At 46.3% G+C, this 19,430-nt stretch carries 20 protein-coding genes; 9 read left to right on the forward strand and 11 right to left on the reverse strand.

Going from position 1 to position 19,430, the window contains the following annotated elements:
* Nucleotides 1-53: 53 nt before the first annotated feature.
* From CPIN_RS31045 to CPIN_RS39245, 4 genes are all read right to left on the reverse strand, one after another.
* Nucleotides 54-1,214 (reverse strand): multiheme c-type cytochrome, encoded by a 1,161-nt coding sequence (locus CPIN_RS31045; RefSeq protein ID WP_012793847.1) that lies wholly within the window; start codon nt 1,212-1,214, stop codon nt 54-56.
* A 64-nt stretch (nt 1,215-1,278) separates the two neighbouring features.
* A complete protein-coding gene (locus CPIN_RS31050) occupies nt 1,279-2,391 on the reverse strand; it encodes an AAA family ATPase (protein WP_012793848.1) in 1,113 nt (370 codons plus the stop codon).
* Nucleotides 2,372-2,866: an RNA ligase family protein gene (locus tag CPIN_RS31055; protein WP_222838286.1), complete on the reverse strand. Its 495-nt coding sequence runs from the start codon at nt 2,864-2,866 to the stop codon at nt 2,372-2,374. The genes CPIN_RS31050 and CPIN_RS31055 overlap by 20 nt, the downstream gene beginning before the upstream one ends.
* Before the next feature lie 9 nt (nt 2,867-2,875).
* Entirely contained in the window at nt 2,876-3,085 is a 210-nt protein-coding gene (locus CPIN_RS39245) for an RNA ligase family protein (RefSeq protein WP_222838164.1), read from the reverse strand.
* A gap of 158 nt (nt 3,086-3,243) precedes the next feature.
* On the opposite strand from CPIN_RS39245, the gene CPIN_RS31060 reads away from it, so the two are divergent.
* Nucleotides 3,244-4,617, forward strand: a complete 1,374-nt coding sequence (locus CPIN_RS31060; RefSeq protein ID WP_044220121.1) for an endo-beta-1,2-glucanase — start codon at nt 3,244-3,246, stop codon at nt 4,615-4,617.
* On the opposite strand, the gene CPIN_RS31065 is transcribed toward CPIN_RS31060, so the two are convergent.
* Complete coding sequence (locus CPIN_RS31065) at nt 4,550-5,731, reverse strand: acyltransferase family protein (protein ID WP_012793850.1); 1,182 nt, start codon at nt 5,729-5,731, stop codon at nt 4,550-4,552. The two genes, CPIN_RS31060 and CPIN_RS31065, sit on opposite strands and share 68 nt — an antisense overlap.
* 182 nt (nt 5,732-5,913) lie before the next feature.
* Here CPIN_RS31065 and CPIN_RS38810 point away from each other — a divergent pair, with 182 nt between their 5' ends.
* Entirely contained in the window at nt 5,914-6,093 is a 180-nt protein-coding gene (locus CPIN_RS38810) for a hypothetical protein (protein WP_148230678.1), read from the forward strand.
* Between the two features lie 22 nt (nt 6,094-6,115).
* Here CPIN_RS38810 and CPIN_RS31070 read toward each other — a convergent pair whose 3' ends face one another.
* Nucleotides 6,116-6,961 (reverse strand): 3-keto-disaccharide hydrolase, encoded by an 846-nt coding sequence (locus CPIN_RS31070; protein WP_012793851.1) that lies wholly within the window; start codon nt 6,959-6,961, stop codon nt 6,116-6,118.
* A 143-nt stretch (nt 6,962-7,104) separates the two neighbouring features.
* Between CPIN_RS31070 and CPIN_RS37235 the strand changes: the two genes are divergently transcribed.
* The 3 genes from CPIN_RS37235 (at nt 7,105) to CPIN_RS37240 (ending at nt 9,012) form a co-directional block, all read left to right on the forward strand.
* The gene (locus tag CPIN_RS37235) at nt 7,105-7,758 is read left to right on the forward strand and encodes a hypothetical protein (RefSeq protein WP_012793852.1); all 654 of its coding nucleotides are present in this window, start codon (nt 7,105-7,107) and stop codon (nt 7,756-7,758) included.
* Between the two features lie 159 nt (nt 7,759-7,917).
* Nucleotides 7,918-8,640 carry an SRPBCC family protein gene (locus tag CPIN_RS31080; protein ID WP_012793853.1) on the forward strand — a complete coding sequence of 241 codons (723 nt, stop codon included), beginning with the start codon at nt 7,918-7,920 and terminating at the stop codon, nt 8,638-8,640.
* 63 nt (nt 8,641-8,703) lie between these two features.
* A complete protein-coding gene (locus tag CPIN_RS37240; RefSeq protein ID WP_012793854.1) occupies nt 8,704-9,012 on the forward strand; it encodes a YtxH domain-containing protein in 309 nt (102 codons plus the stop codon).
* A 93-nt stretch (nt 9,013-9,105) separates the two neighbouring features.
* On the opposite strand, the gene CPIN_RS31090 is transcribed toward CPIN_RS37240, so the two are convergent.
* Nucleotides 9,106-10,347 (reverse strand): peroxiredoxin family protein, encoded by a 1,242-nt coding sequence (locus tag CPIN_RS31090; protein ID WP_044220125.1) that lies wholly within the window; start codon nt 10,345-10,347, stop codon nt 9,106-9,108.
* A 75-nt stretch (nt 10,348-10,422) separates the two neighbouring features.
* Nucleotides 10,423-10,782, reverse strand: coding sequence for a VOC family protein (locus CPIN_RS31095; protein WP_012793856.1), 360 nt, complete (start codon nt 10,780-10,782; stop codon nt 10,423-10,425).
* A gap of 139 nt (nt 10,783-10,921) precedes the next feature.
* On the opposite strand from CPIN_RS31095, the gene CPIN_RS31100 reads away from it, so the two are divergent.
* The 3 genes from CPIN_RS31100 (at nt 10,922) to CPIN_RS31110 (ending at nt 13,303) form a co-directional block, all read left to right on the forward strand.
* Nucleotides 10,922-11,848 carry an alpha/beta fold hydrolase gene (locus CPIN_RS31100; protein ID WP_012793857.1) on the forward strand — a complete coding sequence of 309 codons (927 nt, stop codon included), beginning with the start codon at nt 10,922-10,924 and terminating at the stop codon, nt 11,846-11,848.
* Between the two features lie 111 nt (nt 11,849-11,959).
* Nucleotides 11,960-12,421 (forward strand): carboxymuconolactone decarboxylase family protein, encoded by a 462-nt coding sequence (locus CPIN_RS31105; protein ID WP_012793858.1) that lies wholly within the window; start codon nt 11,960-11,962, stop codon nt 12,419-12,421.
* A 39-nt stretch (nt 12,422-12,460) separates the two neighbouring features.
* Nucleotides 12,461-13,303 carry a sigma-70 family RNA polymerase sigma factor gene (locus tag CPIN_RS31110; RefSeq protein ID WP_012793859.1) on the forward strand — a complete coding sequence of 281 codons (843 nt, stop codon included), beginning with the start codon at nt 12,461-12,463 and terminating at the stop codon, nt 13,301-13,303.
* 107 nt (nt 13,304-13,410) lie between these two features.
* On the opposite strand, the gene CPIN_RS31115 is transcribed toward CPIN_RS31110, so the two are convergent.
* Nucleotides 13,411-14,088 carry a YggS family pyridoxal phosphate-dependent enzyme gene (locus tag CPIN_RS31115; protein WP_012793860.1) on the reverse strand — a complete coding sequence of 226 codons (678 nt, stop codon included), beginning with the start codon at nt 14,086-14,088 and terminating at the stop codon, nt 13,411-13,413.
* Between the two features lie 204 nt (nt 14,089-14,292).
* Nucleotides 14,293-15,432 carry an acyl-CoA dehydrogenase gene (locus tag CPIN_RS31120; RefSeq protein ID WP_012793861.1) on the reverse strand — a complete coding sequence of 380 codons (1,140 nt, stop codon included), beginning with the start codon at nt 15,430-15,432 and terminating at the stop codon, nt 14,293-14,295.
* 262 nt (nt 15,433-15,694) lie between these two features.
* On the opposite strand from CPIN_RS31120, the gene CPIN_RS31125 reads away from it, so the two are divergent.
* Nucleotides 15,695-16,642, forward strand: coding sequence for an arginase (locus CPIN_RS31125; RefSeq protein ID WP_012793862.1), 948 nt, complete (start codon nt 15,695-15,697; stop codon nt 16,640-16,642).
* Nucleotides 16,643-16,819: 177 nt separating this feature from the next.
* On the opposite strand, the gene CPIN_RS31130 is transcribed toward CPIN_RS31125, so the two are convergent.
* The gene (locus tag CPIN_RS31130; protein WP_012793863.1) at nt 16,820-19,429 is read right to left on the reverse strand and encodes an MGH1-like glycoside hydrolase domain-containing protein; all 2,610 of its coding nucleotides are present in this window, start codon (nt 19,427-19,429) and stop codon (nt 16,820-16,822) included.
* Between the last annotated feature and the right edge of the window lies 1 nt (nt 19,430).

A 19,430-nucleotide genomic window follows, 5' to 3' on the forward strand; every position in this document is an offset into this window, starting at 1 on the left:
GATCTGCGTGTGCTATTTAACCGTTTTAACTATTGCTTTAGCCGAAATGGATATTATGGGTAGATCCCGACACGGTGTGTACGCACAAGATCCGGCGTAACAGCCGTTGCACTGGCAAGTTTCAAGGTGATCTTCTTTGAAGGCAATTGCGGCATATGGCAGTCGATACAATTATCCTTTAACATCACACCTGCGGATGCCTTCACTGTACACGTATCATGTGTAGCATGGCAATTGAGACAACGTTGTGAGAACGTAGCCATATCATGTCTCTCGTTGATATGTACGTTGTGACAGGAGCTACAATCAAGTTGTGCGGACATCTTAAAGCATTTGCTGGCAGTCAGCAGACCGTATTGGTTACCGTGTACATCCAGTCCGCCGGCAGTATCTACATCATAATTCGGCACTGAAAAGTCGTCAAGTCTTTGTCCGACCGTAAATGAAAAAGCAGGCTGTAATTGCTTCCTTAAGCCGGAGTGACACAAAGCACAGGCATCGAGACGTTGCTGTCTTGACAGCTGTTTGGTACTGATGATACTATTGGCTGCCTTTTCATCCGGATGCTGTGTGTGAAAAGCCACATGTGCAGCTGCCGGGCCATGGCATCTTTCACAGTCGATACCATATAGGATAGATTTCTTATTGAAACTGGTACTCCCGTCTTTCTTTACCTGTGCTGCAGCATAACTGGCATGACATTCCAGGCAGGTAGCAGGGATAGGTCTGTAAAAACGGATGTAATTCAGCGGATATCCCGGACTATTGCACCAGTCATTAGCAGGAGCGTAATAAGAGACGGGTAACTGATACAGGTTATTTTTATCCCAATAGAGATATGTCTGTCCCTTTCTGCCTGAGCCGATGACCAGACCGAAAGCGCGTTGTTCTGTAGGAATACCATTCATGTAGGCGGTCTGCAAGAAAAGATCTTTCTTCTTTTCCAGTACCAATACCATCCACTGATTATACACAAATTCATTTTTGCCGGCAGCAAAGCTGCCTTTGATATGCGCATCATCGGGTAAAGCGGAACTAAGATAGTGGGCCGTATGACGTGTATCATTGAAGATATCGCGATGACAGGATTTACAGGCTTCCGAACCGGCAAATGCGGGCATTTCCTGTGGTACAGCAGGAGGACGCCATGCAGAGCAGATGATACTGCCGATCCAGATGAAAGAAAGGAGCAGCAGGAATATCAGACCTTTCATTGTTACCGTATATGATAGATAACAATAAAAAGGCCGGTAAAGTTATACCGGCCCTTGTCTATTTTTAGCGTACGTGATACACTACCTCGTGTGCTTCCGTGAGATCAGGAATTTCGAGTTTTCCGATCAGCTTATGCATGACCGGAGCAGGAACAATCGCCTCTCTCCCGCCGTTCTGCCGGAATAGCTCCTTATGGGGTACCTCAACGTATATCACAGTGACATGCGCGTCATATTGTAAGCAAAGTGCGATCAACTGTTCCCGCATCTGGTGCGTGGTATTGGTCGCATTCCATACAAAAGAACGCTTGTTGCGCAGGCATACTCTGGCCTGTTCTTTGGCTACCTGTACAACAGTGCCGTTCCCACTTTTATCCGTCGGACTGATCTTCATTTTTACGCGGATATCATCCAGCGAAACGATCTCCCAATCCGGCTGTTTAAAATGTTGCATTACATAAGTATCCTTACCGGCGCCGGGCAGACCGCTCATGATCACCACTTTCACGGCAGGTGAATGGTAAGGCACATAACCGGGGGCACTATCTCCTCTATGCAGATAATGCATACGCGCGTCTGCGTTTTCAAATGGCCAGGCAGTCCCCCAGCATTGATGCTCTTTACAATATTCCTCAAAGCAATCAATGCGGTATAACATGTCTTCTTTATCCGCTGCAATACGGCCCAGCATATCCGCGCGGGCCAGCAATGCCAGATGGGCTGTATTTACCTGCAACGATGCCTGGATAATGGTATGCAAAGGATCTCTTCTTTCCAGTAGCCATAAAGGCAGACTGTGAAACCTTACCAGTTTGGCAATCTGCTCCCGTATGTGAAAAGGCGTCGCTATTTCCCGGTACAATATCTGGCGTGCGGTCCCTTCTCCCCTGCGGGCATGACCGGCAGAAGTGATATGTCCGTCGGACTCAATAATCGTTGTGCTGCGTTTCTCCACATCGTGCAGCAATGCCGCTGCCCAGAGTATTTCCTGGTCCTGTGCAGACAATACCTGATAAGCGCCCTGCTCCTGCAATGCTTCCAGCACTAGCTGTGTGTGTATTGCCACATTGCCTTCCGCATGATGTACCGGATCCTGCGGGACATGTTGCATATCACGCACCCAGTCGTAACGTTCTTCCAGGTGTGCCCATGATTTATTATCGGTGATGGTCCACATAATTACCTCCTTCATATTTAAGGGCTGCTCTGCGCCAGTTGCGCGTCCAGTGCACATCTGTTTTCACGTGCCCTTTTCTTACATATTTAAATACATTTTCTGCGAATGCAGACACAGGAAATCCTGCGGCATTACGCGTAACAACTCCTTCCATTGTTGCTGGCGCACCAGTAGCAGCATCATGTGCATCGAAGCTGCCAGTGCCTTTTACAATGGTCAGAATCTCATTTTCGAAGTCTGCTTTATGTTGTGGCGCTGTCAATTGTCTGATAACAGGCACCGTCGGCAGGTCAAGCATGGCTGCGTAAAAGCAGGTTTCTTCCCAGCTAAGCCAGTGACCGTTTTCTCTGACAGCGAATACATAAAAATGATGATCAAGTTGACCGTAAGCGATAGAATGTACCGCATACAGGTTTTCCAGAAATATTTCCAGGCTGCCCAGGTCATGTTTTATCAGTTGCCAGTAACGGCGCAGACTCTCTGTTCACGGAGATGTTGTGGGCGCTACATGTGAGCGTGCAAATACACCATAGCGGGACAGGCAATTATTTTCGCCGTCCAGTTTTTCCGTGTGTATCAGCTGAGGGATGGCTGTAATGTGTTGCCAATAATCATGCTGTATACGGTCATCGCTGGTCGTACCAGGCGAGAACGGAAAATGATAGGTACGGCCATATTTCTCAGAAATAGCCATATCGGGGTGGTTTTAATAAGCAAGAAATTCACAGGCCAGTCCTGCAGGACGCAGGTGGCGGATTCAAGATTTAATATGCCTGTGATATTACATGACGCAAGGTTTGTCTGTTTTTTATAATTGGATGCGAAGGTAAGTATTTTCGTTAAATTACATTTATGAGAAACTCACTATTCTTCAGTTTGCTGGTGATAAGCATACCAGCGATGATGTCATGTGGAGGTTCCTCCTCCCACCAGTCTACAAAAGACAGCACGGCCACAGATACCCTGGCTTTATCAGCAGATTCCATTTTTAATATCGTGGAAGAACAAACCTTCCAGTATTTCTGGGATGGTGCAGAACCCGTTAGTGGTATGGCAAGGGAACGTTATCATGTAGACGGTAATTATCCGGAGAATGACATGAATGTAGTGACCTCCGGTGGTAGTGGTTTTGGTGTGATGGCTTTACTCGTGGGTATTGAAAGAGGATATATCAGCAGAGAACAGGGGCTGGAACGGTTGATGAAGATCGTTTCGTTCCTGGAGAAGGCGGACAGATTTCACGGCGCATGGCCACACTGGTTGTATGGAGAGACAGGAAAAGTGAAGCCATTCGGACAAAAAGACAATGGCGGAGATCTCGTAGAGACCTCTTTTATGATACAAGGGCTGCTTTGCGTCAGACAATATTTTGCCAATGGCAACGAACAGGAAAAAGCGCTGGCTGCCAGGATTGATCAGTTATGGAAAGCGGTAGAGTTTAGCTGGTATAGAAACGGCAAAAATGTGCTCTACTGGCACTGGTCGCCTAATTATAAATGGCAGATGAACTTCCCCGTGACCGGTTATAATGAATGCCTGATCATGTATATATTGGCAGCGGCCTCTCCTACACATGGTATTCCTGCAGAGGTATATCATGAAGGATGGGCGAAAAGCGGCGCTATAAAGGATAGTATCAACGCCTATGGACATACGTTGAAATTATCGCACAACTTTGCGAAAGAATACGGCGGACCTTTATTCTGGTCCCACTATTCTTACCTCGGACTGGATCCCCATGGACTAAAAGACCGCTATGCGGATTACTGGGAAAATAATCTCAACCATGTACTGATCAACAGAGAATGGTGTATACAGAATCCGAAGCATTATAAGGGCTACGGTCCCGACAGCTGGGGATTAACTGCCAGCTATTCTGTAAAAGGATATGCAGCACATGCACCCGGCGAAAACAATGACCTGGGTGTCATATCTCCCACGGCGGCACTGTCTTCAATGCCTTATACACCGGAGTATTCCAAACAGGCCATGGTACACTGGTACAATGATATGCGGACGAAAATCTTTGGAAAATATGGCTTTTACGATGCCTTCAGTGAAACAGAGAACTGGTATCCACAGCAGTACCTGGCAATAGATCAGGGACCTATCGTTGTGATGATGGAGAACTATCGTAGCGGTCTGCTATGGAAACTATTCATGAGTTGTCCTGAAGTACAGGCCGGCCTGAAGAAACTTGATTTCCAGAGCCCTTACCTGAAGTGAGTTTTGATAAGACACGCTCACGCAATTTGAGGAAAGGCTTTTCCACCATGATATTCAGGAGGAATGCCGCCGACACACATGTTGCAATACAGATCACAAAAGAGAGATTGCCGTCAGCCGTTATCCCCATCTTTTCTAAGGCTAACTGTGTGAGATGGATAATGCCTTTATGAGAAAGGTAAATACCATATGACAACATCGCCAATGTAGTGGTGAAAGCCAGTTTTCTTTTATACAGGAAACTACTTTCACTGACTGCGCCGGCAACAATACAACCATACCCCAGGGCGATCAGCGGGAAACCGAAGATAGAAGCGCCAAAACTCATAGGATCTTCACAAAGGAACCATGCACTTACGAGCAGGATCAATCCGATCAGCAGCAATTTATTACCCAGGGAAGTGATCTTCTCTTTTACAGCAGGCAGGAAAGCAAATACCGCTGCTATAGCTACGCCCGTCAGCAGCCCATCGAGACGGGTAAAAGTGGGATAGTACATCCACATATACCAGGTGACCCATGCATCATCTCTCTCCAATGCTGGTGCTACAATCGTATGCCAGGAGAAAAGACGGATGGCAAATCCACCGATAAAGATCAGTCCTATCAGCCAGGGACCTACTTTCAGTGCCTTCCAACGCACCAGCATGATCAGTAATAAGGGCAGGATAAAATAGAACTGTTCCTCAATACAAAGCGACCAGGCATGTGAGAAAGTCCCGCGGTCTTTCAGGTGCAGACCTATATTCTGCGTAAAAGTGAGATACTTCCAGAGCGGCGCCATGGCTTCTTTCTCACGGAATACCGGCAGAAAAACATACAGTGCCAGGACAGTCAGATAAGCCGGAATGATCCTGAAAAAACGTTTGAGAAAAAACTCCCGGAAGGAGATCGTTTCATGACGGTTGATCTGCGCAAACAGTTGTGAAGAAATCAGATAACCGCTGAGTACGAAGAACAGGTCAACGCCTGTCCATCCGAAGCCGCCGATAGTATCAATCCAGTCGGGATGTTTGAAAATACGGAAATGGTACAGAAATACGAAGGTGATTGCGAAGGCGCGCAAATGGTCTAATCCGGTAAAGTGTTTACCAGGGGCGGATACTTGTGACATTAAAATGAGTGGCTGCGGATTTTGGGCGGCAGGGATATAAAATTACGCAGTTCTGCACATCTGCAAAAAGTCCCTTTATGAGTGGTTATAAAAGCGTGGAATGCGGTCAATGTTCAGTAGGAATGCTGAGGGCGTTAACGGCATGTATTTTGTTTCTGTCATATCAATCCAAACCATACAACATGAAACGGAAAAGACTATTCTCTGTGGCAGTGGGATTGTTGCTGATGGGGGCAAGTTGTGTTCCACCCCATCATGGTCCTCCGCGTCCACCCAAACCACCAAGACCACCGAAGCCGCCACATGGCGCTGTTCAATTCAATATTCCGGACACCACGTTCCAGAGAGCCGTTATGGCCTGAGCCGTGGTGTCCGGCTTTTTTATTATTTCTTCTTCATGCCCTGTTTCTGTAGTTGTCTTAAAACGGCTTCCAGTTTTACCGGATCGTTTACATACGGAGACAGGTCATACAATTCTACTTTCCTGAAATCAACGGGATGGCTTTCGCTCTGCAGGGAGATAGAACCCTCTCTCAGCGGACGTCCTGCTGCTACCAGCGTGCTATCCGCATCTTCCACGTTACCACCACCGGTCTGCGGTTTATTATACACGATTACGGTATCATTAAACACGAAATGTTTAATGACGGAATCGCCCAGTACCAGTGCACCTGCCCGCACCCACTGTTCACCATCATAAGTTTTTGAAGTCGAAGAGATACAATGTTCTGTGATCAGTTTTCCATTCATCACTACGTTTGTACCTGGTGTACAGAGGTTAGACGTAGAACGGGGATCCGTGCCATTTCCTCCTAACAGCTGTTCTTCCAGGGAGATCGGGAAATCCTGGTTTTTACCCATGCTGGCAGCCGACTGTCCCTGTAGCATGATACCACTGTTGCGCAGCGCCCATCCGGGACCACCGGCTACCTGTTCGCCGACAAAGCGGTATTCCACCACAACCACATAGGCGGAATAGTTCTTATTATAAAAGATATGACCGTATTGCTCATTAAAGTTGGTGTACTGGTCATAGCGTACTTTCAGCAATCCGTCTTCTACGCGGAAGGTGTTTCCATAGTTATCATTCAGATCATGGCCTTTAATCTTGATATCCCAGCCTGTCAGGTCCTTTCCATTGAAAAGCTGAACCCAACCCTTATTCGCCTTTTTTTGCGCCATTCCTGAGAGTGTGAGCAGCAGCAGCCCGCACGTGAATAGTTTTTTCATACGTCAGTTTATTTATCGCCTTAAGATAGGGAGTAAAATGCAAATATTACAGAACCACTCCGCTCAGTCAGCTGTTATTATGCTGAGTCGTGCAGTGTAACTAGTTGGCATGTAATTAGGATTACTCACTCCAAAGCATATTTATGAGATTATTTACTACACTGCTGTTACTCACAGGCTTTATGGCAAAAGCGCAGTCAGAGGACTGGCAACAGCCGTTAAAAGCGGAGATCAGGCAACTGGAAGCGACCAGTGATTTCGATACCTGGCAACAGGGTGCAGAGAAACTAGGCAAGCTGGCAGCGGCACATCCGGAGGAATGGCTGTTACAATACTACACCGGCTGGGCGTATACGCAGTCGTCTTTCCGGGCGCCAAAGGGACAGGCAGATCCTACCACGGAGAAAGCTGAACCTTTTGTGAAAAAAGCACTGGATCTGCAACCTGAAAATACAGAAACACTGACACTGATGGCTTACTGGCTATCCGCCCGTATCAATGCCAACAATTCCAGGGGAGTTACGCTTGGCGGAGACAGCCGTAATTATTCCGATAAGGCCATTGCAGCCGATAGCGCTAATCCCCGGGCTTATCTGATGAAAGCCCTTATCATTTACCATACTCCAGCCCTGTTTGGTGGCGGTAAAAAGAAGGCTGCACCTATTGCAGAAGAAGCAGGACAACGTTTTGCCGTTTTTAAGCCGAAAGACGAGCTTTCTCCCAGATGGGGAAAAGAGATCTTTCATGAACTGGAAGAACGGATGCAAGGCCGTGAGAATGAGAAAGAGAATAAGTAATATATCAATAAGACAGGCATATTGGAGATCAGGTAGATAGGATGGGCAATTTTATACGCAGTTTCCACAATCGTACGGCATTATAAACAACTGATTTTCAATTCATTTTCATTCAAGCAAGATTTTCGCTTTATCTGAATTTACAAAAACCCATTGTTTATGAATACATACAGAAGTTTAAACGGACACGGCGAGCCCCGCGCTACATGGCTCTATGAGCAGTCGAATGTCCTGAATGTAAGCAGGCAGGGGCGTATTGCATCTGTTGTCGGCGGCGCGTTGCTGACGGCTTCAGGTATCAACAATATTACGAAACATCCTTTCAGAAGTCTGCTGAGACTGATAGCCGGTGGTTATCTGCTGTACAGAGGCATATCAGGAAATTGTCCTGTATCCGCTTATGCCGGCAGAAGAATGAGTGACAGACACAACAGCACCGTTAACGTACGGGCTAAATTCATTGTAGACAAACCACGGGATGAGGTGTATGCCTTCTGGCGCAGACTGGAAAACCTTCCTCATTTCATGCGTCATCTGGCATCTATCACAGAGCACGATGACTATCACTCTCACTGGATCGTAAAAGGTCCCGGCGGAATAGGTACACTGGAATGGGATGCCGAGATCATCAAGGATGAAGAAGGCGCCCTCATCGGCTGGCGTTCTGCACCAGGCTCTAATATTGCCACCGCAGGTAAGGTAACATTCTCAGATGCACTAGACGGTGGTACAGAAATAGAAGTAGTGATCGCCTATCGTCCACCCGCAGGATATGTCGGTACCGGACTTGCCTGGTTGCTGAACAGCGCTTTTCACAGGATGGTAGAAAAAGATGTGATGCGTTTCAAACATTATGTAGAAACCGGAGAGATTACTGCCTGACTGGCCTGATATTTGAAAAAATTAAGTACACTTTATTTGTTACACCTTAAAAAAATCATTTTTATGAGCACTGCGAAAATTTTATGTGGCGCATTGGCTGGTGTCGCGGCAGGATTGGCTATCGGATTATTAACTGCTCCTGATAGCGGTGAAGAAACAAGAAGAAAGATCAGAAAATCCGCCCATCAGTTGCAGGGCCGCGTAAAGAAAATATTGGGCAAAGGCGCAGATGGATTAACTGAGTTGAAATATATTTTCGAACACGAGGTAACAGGTCTGAAAGACGACGTGAAGGAGCGAATCCTGACATTACTGGACGAGTCTATTGAAACATTCAACAGCTTTAAGAAAGAAGCAAAAGAAGCTGTATAACTACTGACAACGGATGACCAGCAATAAAAGAAAAGAGGCGGTACAGCTATAACTGTTACCGCCTCCTTTTTTATCAGGTTAGTAGTATCCGATTTATGATTTTTCTTCCAGCAGACTGTTTACCAGATTATTGAAATCTTTCTTGAAAGTTTCATAGTGTTCACCTGTACCCGGACCAGAGAATCCGGTGTGTACTTCTCTTACATTTCCTTTTTTATCGATGAAGATAGTTGTCGGGAAACCTTTGATCTTAGTGATCTGTGGAATGGTTTTTTCCGTTCTTTCCGGATCGCTGACAGTAACGCCTGTAATCAATACAGGATAATTCACATCAAACCTTTTCAGGAAACCCTGCAACGCTTTCTGTGATTTTGCAAAATCAGTCGTACGCTCGTAAGACAGGCCGATCACTTCTACGCCACGTGCCTTATTCGATTTATACCATTCTGACAGGAAACCTGTTTCGTCCATACAGTTTGGACACCAGGAACCCATGATCGTGATCACCACTACTTTATTTTCGAAGCGTTTGTCGCTGAAACTTACTTTCTTACCATTGATATCCGGGAAAGAGAAATTCGGGCGGCCACTACCTGGTTTTGCAGCAGCCAGTGAAGTTTCATCCGGCAGTGCAGCCTTATCATCCTTCACAGCGGTCCATTCCTCTTTTCCGTCACCAATACCAGCATAAAACACCCCGTTTTCCAGGAAATTGTCTTTTACCAGGGCGGTGAAATAGTACGCGTGCGAACCGTCAAAAGTGGAGAGTTTCAGTGTATCACCGTCTACAATACCTTCCAGGAAACGGTAATCACCGGTAGATGTCAGGAAAGTACCATGTACGGTATTGCCTTGCTGTCTGAATTCACCTACCGCAAAGGAAGAATCGCTCTTTCCCGGAGAAGTGAACCAGGTAGACCAACGGCCTGTTACATTACCTTTGGCAGGTGTATGTTGTTCAAAACGTTGTTTTACGTTGTGTGCGGCTGTAAATGGAATGCTCACGTCCCTGTCTGCCAGGTGACGTATCCAGCTACCCTGGATCTGACCTCCTTTAGTGAAAGAAGCCCTGAACTCGGAGTCAAAAAAAGGCATTTTGATAAATACGGAATCGCCCTGGACTTTCACATCATCCACCAGCAGGCGGTCGTTGGCGTTCAGTACGTAGATCAGTTTTTTGCGTGCGCTATCCTTTACTTCGAAGTTGAAAACGATATCCGCGCCGTCTTTTCTATGCAGACTGGCTTGCCAGACGCCTGGCTCCAGATCCCATTTTTCCAGTTGTGTGCCGAAGATAAATGCCGGAAGGCATAATAAAAGCCAAATTTTCTTCATATTAAAGTTTACGTCAATTGTGGTATTCGTCAAATATCCTACAATATTAGTAGAGTATAGCAACTTTAACAAAAGTTATTTTATTAATTGCTCCACCAGCTCGATGCGGCGGCCGTCAGGATCCTTTACCACAGCGGCATATCCCCATTCCGTACTGGCAGGCGCCTGCACGGTTTCCACTCCCAGTTCTTCCAGGCGCTGAAGGGTGTTATTCAGATTTTCCACGGTAAATCCCAGTCGGGTGGTGGTATCGGGTTCAGTTGTGCCTTTTGGTAAAGGGTAGATTTCAAAGGTCAGTCCGTCCAGCGTGGCTGCATAGTGATAAGGTCCGTTGCCATGGCGATGCGATTCGAATGTAATGCCTATTGTGCTGTAGAATCTGACCTGTTCTTCCTGTCTGCTGGTCTTAATAACTACCAGGTTTAATTGTATCATAATTCCTAAACTTCCTTAAAGTGCCTTCCTAAAGTAAAAAACATATTCAGTAAATGCAAACTATGCACACATAGATTTACCTTTGAGATGGCGGATAAAGCAAATTTCTACATAGTTATCAAGCCTTTAAAGCCAGGTCATGAAAAAATATAAGTTAGCCTTTTCTATTATCGGCAGTATATCTCCACAGATGGCGGCCAAAACTTTCCTTCATTTTTTCAGTAAACCGCCTAAGAGAAGCTTCCGCTCTCACCATCTGAATCTCAGACAGGCAGCAACGGAAAGTAATACTGCACTGACAGCCTATGCATTCAGCAAACAACAGATCAATGTAAAGACATATACCTGGGGCAAGAGTGGCCGGAAAATCCTGTTGCTCCACGGTTGGGGAGGCAGTGCGCTGGATTTCGGGCATATTGTCAACACACTGGTCGCAAATGGATACCAGGTGATTTCTTTCGATCAACCCGCACATGGGTTTTCCAAAGGCAAAAACAGTAATCTGATTCAGTGGATGCATGTTATCAGGGCCTTCCTGGAACTGTACCCTGATATTTATGGTATTATCGGACATTCTTTCGGCGGACTGGCCGCAACCCTGACACTGGCCAGGGAGCAGGTACATATGCCTAAACTCATCATTATCGCAGCGTCTATTTCGGCGCCGGCCATCTTTGATGACGCATATGACCAGATGGGACTTGGTCCCAAAGTGAGAAAAGCAATCCCGGGCATCGTACAGAAGACCTTACAGGATAATATCTCCACCATGGATATGCACCAGCAGTTCTCTTCCGTAAAGACCGATGGCATGTTATTCATCTACGATGAAAATGATGAGATCATTTCTCCGGAGCAGTCCCGGTATTTCCTGACAAAACATCCGGATGTAGAAGGATTCAGGATAAAAGGAGAAGGACATTACAGGATCATCCGGGATCCGCAGGTACTGGAAAAGATCATTGACTATCTAGCTGCCACTGTAGCCGCAAAGGATGACCTGGTAGCCACCCAACGGTTTAGCGTAAAAGGCGACTTCGATGGCGATGGGATTGGGACACCATAATCGTTCATCCTGACCGTCCCCAAAAAATATTTTAGGATTTCTGTCACGTTTTGATTTTCCAGCTTGTCATATTACCGTACACGATCTTAATCACACAAAAAACGCACTGATATGACACAGAGAATCTCTTTACAGGAAATGCCGGCAGCACTCATGACTTCATTAGGGAAGATCGGCGCTTATCTGAAAACCTGTAATATTGATCAGAAATTATTATCACTCCTGTATTACAGGGCATCGCAAATCAATGGCTGCGCCTGTTGCCTCGATATTCACCATAAAGAATCCATCCATTATGGCGATACACAGGTACGCCTGCATGGCGTCATTGCCTGGAGAGAATCGCCTTATTATGATGCAAAGGAACGCGCGGCCCTGGCATTCACAGAAGCGCTCACCAATGCGAATCAGCAGGATATTGACGATACTATTTATGATGCATTGACCGAGCATTTTACTACTGAAGAAATCACGGAACTGACCATGGCAATCGCGACTGTCAATACCTGGAACAGGCTGAACAAAACCTTCAGAACGACGCCCGGTCATTATAAAGTAGGCCAGTACGCTTAATAAAACTGTTTATTTTCAGCAACGATCACACGGTATATTATGTTGAAAGATTATCAATACACACTGTTTCCATACGCATATAATATTCTTGGTTCTGCGGAGGATGCAAAAGACACCATACAGGATGTATTATCCAATTATGTGACTGCAAACAGAGAAGGCATCGAGAATGAAAAAGCATACCTGGTACGTAGTGTTATCAACCAGTCGATCAATGCAAAGAAAAAGCGTAAAACTGTAAACTACGAAGATGTATGGTTACCGGAACCGGTAGCTACAGAAGAGGCAGACAAAGCGCTGCATCTGCGGGATATCGGTTCCTACACAATGCTTATACTGATGGAAGAACTCAACCCCAAAGAAAGGGCTGTCTTTATACTGAAAGAAGGCTTTGGCTATTCTCATGACGAGATAGCCGATGTACTTTCCGGTTCGGTGGAACAATCCCGTAAACTGCTCAGTCGTGCAAAGGCGAAGCTGGACGCGCGCAGACAGGGAGCGCCGATGAACAACAAGACTGTCTCAGCCGCCCTGCTCGATCAGTACCTGCACGCTATCCGTAAAGGAGATACGCAAAGACTGGAAAATATGCTGTCGCAGGATATCGTATTCTATGCTGACGGTGGCAGCAAACTGAATGTAGCCCGGAAGATCTGTACCGGTTTGCAGGATGTATCCGAACTGCTTGTATATACATACAATAAATACCAGCGTGAATTTGAATTTGAATTTACCTTGATCAATCACCAGCCGGCCTTGCTGTTTTACCTGGGTGAAAAACTGTATGGATGTCAGGTATTCACTATTTCTCCGGAGGATAATAAAATCCTGCAGATATCCACTGTATTAGATCCGGATAAGTTAAAAAACATAGGGAAATAAAATCCAATTAAGAATTAAGAATTAAGAATTAAGAATTAAGAATTGGAATGCAGCGGAGATCTTCGCGGTAATTCTTAATTCTTAATTCCTAATTCCTAATTTCCCATCTAGTATCTTGCGCCGAAAAGCATACTGCCGATACGTACCATGGTACTACCTTCTTCCAGGGCGATAGTGTAGTCTCCGCTCATGCCTACAGATAGTTCCGTCAAGGCGTCTGTATCGGAGAAAAAGCGTTGCTTCATGTTTTGTTGCAGTGCATGCAGATGTCGGAATTCATTACGTACCTGCTGCATGTCATCTGTATTTGTTGCCATTCCCATAAGACCCGCGATCCGGATATTTGCAAAGCGTGCTTCCTGTTGTTTATATGCTTCCAGCAGTTCCAGCAACTCCTTTTCATCCAGACCGAATTTTGTCTCTTCGGTAGCAATATGCACCTGCAGGAGACAACGGATCATACGGTTATGCTTAGCCGCTTGTTTACTGATTTCTTCCAGTAGTTTCAGACTATCCACCGCGTGCACCATACTAACGAAAGGCGCGATGTATTTTACTTTATTGGATTGCAGGTGTCCGATGAAATGCCATTCGATATCAGCAGGCAGCAAGGGTTGTTTCTCCTGCAATTCCTGTACATAATTTTCTCCGAAGATACGCTGACCGGCATCATACAGCGCCTGTATATCTGAGGCTGGTTTGATCTTGGATACAGCTACCAGCTTTGCATTATATGGCTTTAGCTGTTCGTTTATTTTCTGAAAAGCGGGTAAATTAACTGACATAGCGCAAAAGTATCGCAATCAGGAGCGAATTGCAAATAAGTTGGTCAGCCGCCGACTGGTGAAAAGACAAAGGACACGTACTGGCATACTTCAGGCTACTCAGGTATAAATGCTTTATATGGGGATGTCAGGAAAACTATAGTACAAACAAAAACATCCCGGGAAGCGATGCCCGGGACGTTAAGATTGTTCTGGTGTCAGTAATTAACCTAAAATCGCTCTGCCGATTACGATACGCTGTACTTCGCTGGTGCCTTCATAGATCTGTGTGATCTTCGCGTCACGCATGAGGCGTTCCACATGGTACTCTTTCACATAACCGTAACCACCGTGTACCTGTACCGCTTCTGTGGTCACCCACATAGCAGTTTCCGATGAAAATACTTTTGCCATAGAACCGCTGAGGGTATAGTCCAGATGCAGGTCTTTCTCTCTGGCTGCTTTCAGGCATAACAGTCTGGAAGCTTCTATACGGGTAGCCATATCCGCCAGTTTGAACTGAATGGCCTGGTGCTGACTGATCTCTTTACCAAAGGCTTTTCTTTCCTTCGCGTATTTAACGGCCAGTTCATAAGCGCCGCTGGCGATGCCCAATGCCTGGGAAGCAATACCGATACGACCGCCTGCCAGTGTTTTCATGGCGAATTTGAAGCCGAAACCGTCCTCTCCTATCCTGTTCTCTTTCGGCACTTTTACGTCCTGAAACATAATACTATGCGTATCACTACCGCGGATACCCATTTTATTCTCTTTTGCGCCCACGACAACACCCGGCGAGTTCTTTTCGATGATCAGGGCATTGATCCCTTTACTGCCTTTTTCGACGTGGGTCTGTGCGATAACCAGGTATACGCTGGCACTACTTCCATTGGTGATCCAGTTTTTGGTACCGTTTACCAGGTAATGATCACCTTTATCTTCTGCTTTGGTGCGTTGAGAGGTCGCGTCGGAACCTGCTTCCGGTTCACTCAAAAGGAATGCGCCGGTAATCTCCCCTTTGGCCAGGGGAACGAGATATTGCTGCTTTTGCTCTTCGGTACCGTAGGTTTCCAGTCCCCAGCAAACGAGTGAGTTATTCACACTCATACATACGGAGGTGGAGGCATCTATTTTGGAGATCTCTTCCATGGCCAGCACATAGGATACGGTATCCAGTCCGGCGCCACCATATTTCGGGTCTACCATCATACCCAGAAAGCCTAATTCACCCAGTTTTTTGATCTGTTCTGCGGGGTAGATCTGCTTTTCGTCACGTTCTATTACGCCGGGGAGCAATTCATTGACGGCGAAATCACGGGCCGCCTTTTGTATCATGAGGTGTTCTTCAGTAAGTTGAAAATCCATGGAATCGTGTTTTACGTGTTTTACGGGTTTTATGACTTATCAGTTTTTCAAAGCTATTTTTTAATAGTCATGTAAAAAAATGGGGGCTTTAAAATTCATTGTTATCCATCATTCTATGCAAAACATTAAAGATTATTTGAAGATACAGCGTCCTTATTGCAATTGTTTTAGCTTTTACCGCAAGTGGATATACGCCTCGACAATAGGCTGCGGCAACCATTCTGTTAAAATCGTGTAGCTTGTAGCAGGATAACTTTCTTTTATGAAAAATATCAAGATCATTGAGGTGAAATCGGAGATTGGGGCTGGTACCCGCGGGGCCAGTCTGGGAGTAGAAGCCATCAAAATAGCTGCCCTGGATTTTATGAGCAACTTCTTTGTGCACTTCCCTACCGAAGCCATAGAGACAGAAAACAAGCTGCTGTTTGAACCGATTGAATCTCCCTATGCCAAACGTATCAAAGGTACCCTGACCTTATATGAAAGGATCAGTAAGAGCATTTGCGAGACGGTAAAAACAAACTGGTTTCCCGTTGTATTGTCGGGTGACCACAGTACTGCCGGGGCGACTATCGCCGGACTGAAAATGGCCCGTCCGAAAGCCAAACTGGGTGCTATCTGGATCGATGCCCACGCCGACCTGCACACCCCTTATACAACGCCTTCCGGTAATATGCACGGTATGCCTGTCGCCATCTCCATCGCGGAGGACAACCTGGAGTGTAAAGTCCATGATGTAGATGCCAATACCATCAAAACCTGGGATGCACTTAAAAATCTTGGCGGAATCGCCCCTAAGATCTTACCTGAAGATATTGTCTTCATCTCCCTGAGAGATTACGAAAAAGAAGAAGAGCACCTGATCAAGTCATACGGCATGAAAGTCATCTCTACCAATGAGGTACGCCGTAAAGGTCCTGAACAGGTGGCCCGTTCCGTCTTCCGTTATCTCAGCGACTGTGAATACATTTATGTTTCTTTTGATGTGGATAGCCTGGATTCTTCTATATCCAAAGGAACCGGTACCCCGGTGACCAACGGCCTGCGGGAACGTGAAGTGGAAGATCTGATCTCAAAATTCATGCAGCACCGGAAAGTCTGCTGTTTTGAGATTACAGAGGTAAATCCTACGCTTGATAAAGAGAACTTAATGGCGGAAATCGCCTTTAACATACTACAGCGCAGCGTCAACGTACTATTATTGAATTAAGAATTAAGAATTAAGAATTAAGAATTAAGAATTAAGAATTAAGAATTTTCTTCAATAGTCCTTAAAATAAGCAAAAGGCCTCCACCAATAGTGGAAGCCTTTTGCTTTATTTATATACGCAACGATCTTCGCTGCATTTCAATTATTAATTCCTAATTGTTAATTCCTAATTCTTTCTTACGGGTTATTCTTCATCTTGATCAGGTTAGCAACCAGTCCTGTCCATCCTGTCTGATGAGCAGCACCCAGTCCTTTCCCGTTATCGCCATGGAAATATTCATGGAATTGTATCAGGTCATTGAAATGAGGGTCTGTCTGTAGCTTTTCATTCGCCCCAAACACCGCTCTTCTGCCATTTTCATCTTTCAGGAATATTTTTAGCAGCCTTTCCGCCAGTTTGGTCCCTACTTCTTTCAGGGAATAGTAGTTGCCACTGCGGGTAGGATATTCGATCCTGAAATCGTCTGAATAGAAATAATGGAATTTGCGCAGACTTTCAATCATCAAAAAGTTCATCTGCATCCATACCGGCCCTCTCCAGTTGGAGTTACCACCGTAGGTATAACTATCGCTTTCACCAGGCAGGTAACTCACCCGCAGCTCTACCCCATCCTTACAGAATACAAAAGGGTCGTGTTCGTATTGTTTAGAAAGGGAGCGCACGCCGTATTCACTCAGGAACTCAGTTTCATCCAGCATTCTGCTAAGCAGTCTTTTCATACGATGACCGCGGAGAAGACTGAGCAGGTGTTTATTGCCCTGACCTTCCTCATTCCAGCGGGATACCAGTTGTGCGAGATCGGGTCGGTGGCGCAGGAACCAGGACATGCGTTTTTCGAAAGCCGGGTTGTTTTTCAGGGTTTCTGTAGAGATCACCTCTACGGCGAACAAGGGTATCAGACCGACCATACTTCTGAGCCGGAGACGTTCCACCTTATTATCGGCAGTGCGGATCTGGTCATAGTAGAATTCGTCCTTGTCATCCCACAGACCGTTTTCCACATCCCCCATGCTGGCCATGGCGCCGGCAATGTACAGGAAGTGTTCAAAGAATTTGGTGGCCATTCCTGTATAGACCTTATTATAGCTGGCCAGTTCCAGGGCGATATGCAGCATATTGAGGGCATAGATGGCCATCCAGCTGGTCGCATCAGCCTGTTCCTGCCTGATACCACTGGGAAGTGGCATACTGCGGTCGAAGGCGCCGACATTATCCAGTCCGAGGAAACCTCCTTCAAAAATATTACTGCCACTACTATCCTTCCTGTTGACCCACCAGGTAAAGTTGATCATCAGTTTATGAAAGACCGTTTCCAGGAACTCGTAATCTTTTCGTCCGGTGATCGCGGCATCCTGCTTAAACACCCGGTAGGTAGCCCCGGCATGTACAGGCGGGTTTACATCCCCGAAAGCCCATTCATAAGCCGGAAATTCCCCGGAGGGGTTCATATACCATTCCTCTGTCAGGAGGCGTAACTGCTGTTTGGCGAAATCCGGGTCGACCATGGCCAGGGTTACGCAGTGAAATGCGAGGTCCCAGGCGGCGTACCAGGGGAATTCCCATTTATCGGGTACAGAGATGATATCTTCGTTATTGAGCTGTTTCCAGTTTTTATTACGTCCGTTGAGTCTGTCAGGCGGTGGCGGCGGACCGGCAGGATCGCCATCCATCCATTGCTGTACTTTATAGGAGTAGAACTGCTTATTCCACAACATACCGGCCAGCGCCTGGCGCTGTACCATTTTTTCGTCTTCACTTTTGATGGTCGTCTGCAGATCGCTGTAGAACTCGTCTGCTTCCGCGAGGCGGGTCTGGAAAATGTTGTCAAAGTCGGCAAAAGGAGCGTCTGACTTTTTGTTGGTCAGTCGCAGGCGTACGGTAGCCAGACTTTTAGCCGGTACAAAGAAGTTATAGTGAACAGCCGCTTTGGTGCCTTTCTTTTCCGGGTTGATGGTATTGGCGTCATGCAGCAGGTAGTCATTGATCCCATCTTTCGGGTAGAGCGTATTGCTGTCTACATTATACAGGCGGCGGTTGTTGGTTTCATTTTCACAATATAATATATCGCCTTCCCCTTCCTGGTAGAGGTATTGAATGTCGACTTTCTCGTGAGAGATGCGCACAGCCTTATCTCCTTCTGCCCAGAGGGCCGGTTTATAGGGATGTCTGCCCCATACCCAGGTATTTCTGAACCATACAGTAGGCAGCAGGTGGAGGTCTGCGGCTTCGTGGCCCCGGTTATGGGCCGTAATGCTGATCAGAATATCGTCCGGACCGGCTTTGGCATATTCAACAGAGACGTCAAAGTATTTGTCATCGTTAAAGATGCCGGTATCGAGCAATTCAAATTCTTCCTCCTGTTTGCTTCTGCGGGCATTTTCGTCGATGAGGCGCTGATAAGGGTATTCCCGCTGAGGGTACTTATACAGCATTTTCATATAGGAGTGTGTGGGCGTGGCATCGAGGTAATAGTACAGTTCTTTTACGTCTTCGCCGTGATTGCCCTGGGCGTTGGTGAGGCCAAAGAAGCGCTCTTTCAGAATGGGATCTTTCCCGTTCCAGAGTCCGAGCGAGAAACACAACAACTGCTTTTCATCAGATATACCGGCGATGCCGTCTTCTCCCCATCTCCAGGCTTTACTACGGGCCATATCGTGCGTGGTATAGTCCCAGGAATTACCGTCCGCACTATAATCTTCCCTGACGGTTCCCCATTGACGATCACTCACATAAGATCCCCATTTCTTCCATCCATTCTGCTGTAATCTCTGTTGTTCCTTATTCATA

The sequence above is a fragment of the Chitinophaga pinensis DSM 2588 genome (assembly GCF_000024005.1).
Taxonomy (GTDB): Bacteria; Bacteroidota; Bacteroidia; order Chitinophagales; family Chitinophagaceae; genus Chitinophaga; species Chitinophaga pinensis.

What these genes read in the sequence shown, in the direction of transcription:
- CPIN_RS31045 (WP_012793847.1), bottom strand. Translation starts at nt 1,214, where the DNA reads ATGAAAGGTCTGATATTCCTGCTGCTCCTTTCTTTCATCTGGATCGGC.
- CPIN_RS31050 (WP_012793848.1), bottom strand. Translation starts at nt 2,391, where the DNA reads ATGTGGACCATCACCGATAATAAATCATGGGCACACCTGGAAGAACGT.
- CPIN_RS39245 (WP_222838164.1), bottom strand. Translation starts at nt 3,085, where the DNA reads ATGGCTATTTCTGAGAAATATGGCCGTACCTATCATTTTCCGTTCTCG.
- CPIN_RS31060 (WP_044220121.1), top strand. Translation starts at nt 3,244, where the DNA reads ATGAGAAACTCACTATTCTTCAGTTTGCTGGTGATAAGCATACCAGCG.
- CPIN_RS31065 (WP_012793850.1), bottom strand. Translation starts at nt 5,731, where the DNA reads ATGTCACAAGTATCCGCCCCTGGTAAACACTTTACCGGATTAGACCAT.
- CPIN_RS38810 (WP_148230678.1), top strand. Translation starts at nt 5,914, where the DNA reads ATGAAACGGAAAAGACTATTCTCTGTGGCAGTGGGATTGTTGCTGATG.
- CPIN_RS31070 (WP_012793851.1), bottom strand. Translation starts at nt 6,961, where the DNA reads ATGAAAAAACTATTCACGTGCGGGCTGCTGCTGCTCACACTCTCAGGA.
- CPIN_RS37235 (WP_012793852.1), top strand. Translation starts at nt 7,105, where the DNA reads ATGAGATTATTTACTACACTGCTGTTACTCACAGGCTTTATGGCAAAA.
- CPIN_RS31080 (WP_012793853.1), top strand. Translation starts at nt 7,918, where the DNA reads ATGAATACATACAGAAGTTTAAACGGACACGGCGAGCCCCGCGCTACA.
- CPIN_RS37240 (WP_012793854.1), top strand. Translation starts at nt 8,704, where the DNA reads ATGAGCACTGCGAAAATTTTATGTGGCGCATTGGCTGGTGTCGCGGCA.
- CPIN_RS31090 (WP_044220125.1), bottom strand. Translation starts at nt 10,347, where the DNA reads ATGAAGAAAATTTGGCTTTTATTATGCCTTCCGGCATTTATCTTCGGC.
- CPIN_RS31095 (WP_012793856.1), bottom strand. Translation starts at nt 10,782, where the DNA reads ATGATACAATTAAACCTGGTAGTTATTAAGACCAGCAGACAGGAAGAA.
- CPIN_RS31100 (WP_012793857.1), top strand. Translation starts at nt 10,922, where the DNA reads ATGAAAAAATATAAGTTAGCCTTTTCTATTATCGGCAGTATATCTCCA.
- CPIN_RS31105 (WP_012793858.1), top strand. Translation starts at nt 11,960, where the DNA reads ATGACACAGAGAATCTCTTTACAGGAAATGCCGGCAGCACTCATGACT.
- CPIN_RS31110 (WP_012793859.1), top strand. Translation starts at nt 12,461, where the DNA reads ATGTTGAAAGATTATCAATACACACTGTTTCCATACGCATATAATATT.
- CPIN_RS31115 (WP_012793860.1), bottom strand. Translation starts at nt 14,088, where the DNA reads ATGTCAGTTAATTTACCCGCTTTTCAGAAAATAAACGAACAGCTAAAG.
- CPIN_RS31120 (WP_012793861.1), bottom strand. Translation starts at nt 15,432, where the DNA reads ATGGATTTTCAACTTACTGAAGAACACCTCATGATACAAAAGGCGGCC.
- CPIN_RS31125 (WP_012793862.1), top strand. Translation starts at nt 15,695, where the DNA reads ATGAAAAATATCAAGATCATTGAGGTGAAATCGGAGATTGGGGCTGGT.
- CPIN_RS31130 (WP_012793863.1), bottom strand. Translation starts at nt 19,429, where the DNA reads ATGAATAAGGAACAACAGAGATTACAGCAGAATGGATGGAAGAAATGG.